General features: G+C 55.1%; 4 protein-coding genes. 1 reads left to right on the forward strand and 3 read right to left on the reverse strand.

The features are described from left to right. The 3 genes from BA066_07650 to BA066_07660 all read right to left on the reverse strand — a co-directional run. Nucleotides 1–566 (reverse strand): DegT/DnrJ/EryC1/StrS family aminotransferase (locus BA066_07650; GenBank protein ID RDD52816.1); only part of this gene is annotated, 566 nt, incomplete at its 3' end. Between the two features lie 40 nt (nt 567–606). Continuing rightward, on the reverse strand, nt 607–1,236 hold the full coding sequence (locus BA066_07655) for a hypothetical protein (protein RDD52817.1): 630 nt from the start codon (nt 1,234–1,236) through the stop codon (nt 607–609). Between the two features lie 9 nt (nt 1,237–1,245). Next, nucleotides 1,246–1,929, reverse strand: coding sequence for a hypothetical protein (locus BA066_07660; protein ID RDD52818.1), 684 nt, complete (start codon nt 1,927–1,929; stop codon nt 1,246–1,248). Nucleotides 1,930–2,122: 193 nt separating this feature from the next. Between BA066_07660 and BA066_07665 the strand changes: the two genes are divergently transcribed. Continuing rightward, nucleotides 2,123–2,476 carry a hypothetical protein gene (locus tag BA066_07665; protein ID RDD52819.1) on the forward strand — a complete coding sequence of 118 codons (354 nt, stop codon included), beginning with the start codon at nt 2,123–2,125 and terminating at the stop codon, nt 2,474–2,476. Nucleotides 2,477–2,505: the final 29 nt, after the last annotated feature.

A 2,505-nucleotide genomic window follows, 5' to 3' on the forward strand; every position in this document is an offset into this window, starting at 1 on the left:
ATCCCACCCTCCCCTGTGGTCATATTCTTGGTCGGATAGAAGCTGAAGGCCCCTGCCTCGCCGATGCCACCCACCCTCCTCCCCTTGTAGAGCGCACCGTGCGCCTGAGCGCAGTCCTCCAAGACGAGGACTTCCCTCCCCCCACCGGCCTCCCTTATAGCATCCAGATCTGCAGGATGTCCGTGGATGTGGACAGGTATCACAGCCTTGGTCCTCCCTGATATTTTCCTCCTGACCTCATCTGGGTCTATGGTACCCGTCCTGGGGTCCACATCGGCGAAAACAGGTCTCGCGCCAGAGAGTATCACGGCAGAGGCTGTCGCGAAGAAGCTGTAGCTGGGCACTATGACCTCGTCACCCGGTCCCACGCCCATTGCTATGAGCGCCACGTGAAGGGCCGCGGTTCCGTTAGAGACAGCGACAGCATACTTGCTTCCGATGTATGATGCAAAGGCTCGCTCAAACCTCTCAACAAGCTCCCCTTGAGCCAACATCCCTGACTTCAGGACCTCAATGACTTTCAGGATCTCCTTCTCACCTATGCAGGGCCTGGATATGGGTATCAACTTACCCCCCGGGCTAGCGCCCCAGCGATTAAAAAGGGTTTCACAGTGGTAGCGGGAGGGCCATCAGGTAGGCGATGGCCGAAGCCACCAAGGGCACTGCTATGTTATCTTCCGCACCGTAGAGCTCCGCCAAAGAGGATGCTGATGCTAAGATTAGGGAGCCTGGTAAGTTCCCAGTGATGAGGACCATGACGATGAAGAAAGAGAGAAAACCAGCCAGCGTACCCTCAATCGTCTTGTTGGTGAACGGCACCCTCCTGGCCCCGATGTTGGTTCCCACGATGGTCGAGACACCATCCACCCAGAAGAGCCCGAGAACCCCGTAGATGACATAAGACCCGAAGATGAAGTAAGAGGAGGCCCCTCCCATCAGGCCGGAGATCATACCGAGCCAGCCACTCCTCCTCTCGTAATCCCTCTCGACCATGCTCACCAGCCTCTCGAAGGACTCAACTATGACCTCCAAGTGTCTGATTTGGGGTAACTGCATGCTCGCTCTCAGCCAATCCGGAGGGCCCTTGACCTGAATCGAGTAAATCAACCCTCCGAGTGCTAGCGCCGCCCCATAGAGGATCCCCGGCTCGACATACTCTCTCAGGAGCAAGGGTGCTGCTAGAATCAGCGAAAACAGCATGTGAATTATCTTTCTTAAGGTCTCAGATCTCTTCATTTAATCCCCTTATGAAAATAAAACCATTATTAAAGCCGATAGGAGCGGGACTGTTATATTGTCATCGACGCTCTTCCACTTCTCGATGAGCGTGGCGCCGAGCGATGCGATTACACCAGCAACCCCCTTGTAGTAGTACCCTATCGGTAAGGAGACGAGAAGCATGGCGATGCTTCCCGCGACCCCCTTGCTCCACCTGCCATAAACCTTATTCCTGACGATGCCCGTTACCCCATCTCCCACAGCCATGAAGAGAGCTGATGCGACGCCAGCTCTCAGGTCCAAGTACCAGAGGCCGCAGATGACGGCGGTCCACGTGAGACAGAACCAAACCTCCCCCCAGTTCCCCTCAACTTGGAACCAGTCGAACTTCCTACCGAGAACCCTGGGTAGGAGCGTCAGGGCGAACATGCCCAATCCCCCTATCAGAGGGATCGCTGGTGAGCTGAAGATGTAAGGTGCTAGGAAGGCAGCAACGCCTCCCGTAAGTATGTGGATCACCTTCCTAGCCACGTAGAAGTTCTGCCACTCAGCTATCCTCCTAGCTATGAAGAAGATGACCAGGAGTATCCAGACCACCAAGATCGCCAGCCAGAGGAATTCCGAGGGGCTGGGTTTGAAGAAGAGGTAAGAGTATACTGAAATCACCGCAACTGAGGCCAGGGTAAGCGAACTTACGAGTCTCGCCCTCATCTCACCAGAGGGATCGACATATTTAAAAAGCTTGTCTGATCCCTCACTGCAAAATTTTTACGAATATTGCGATTTCACCGGATATGAAATCCAATTATCTGTCACGTAACTTTTAGAGCATACCTTCCCCACGGCCCGTGCGGGCAAGTCGCCTCCGCGAGTTTTTATAGCCTCATGGGGATCCGTGACTCACATGAGAGTAGATCTGCTGCACCTGCTTGAGGAAATTCGGATGGGAAAAACACCCACGGACGATGAAGTGGCTGAGGCTTTAAGGGATATCAGGGAGAGGTTCTCCGAGCTTCCTTCCGAGGTGCTCTCCGAGAAGAACAGGCTCCCCCTCAGGGAGCTCATAAGGAGGGGGATCCTCATGGCGGACGAGGACCTATTCCTGGCTTGCGAGGAGCACGATTCGCTGAGGAGGGAGGCCTATCAGACGGTGAGATCCATGGATCGGGATGAGCTGGAGGGAGCCATGAAGGAGATCATAGCGAAGAACTTGGAGAGGACGCTCTTGGGGGGCTTCATAATGAGGAGGGTTGAGTGATCGGGGCGGGGGGACTCGAACCCCCGGCC

The sequence above is a fragment of the Candidatus Korarchaeota archaeon NZ13-K genome (assembly GCA_003344655.1).
Taxonomy (GTDB): domain Archaea; phylum Korarchaeota; class Korarchaeia; order Korarchaeales; family Korarchaeaceae; genus Korarchaeum.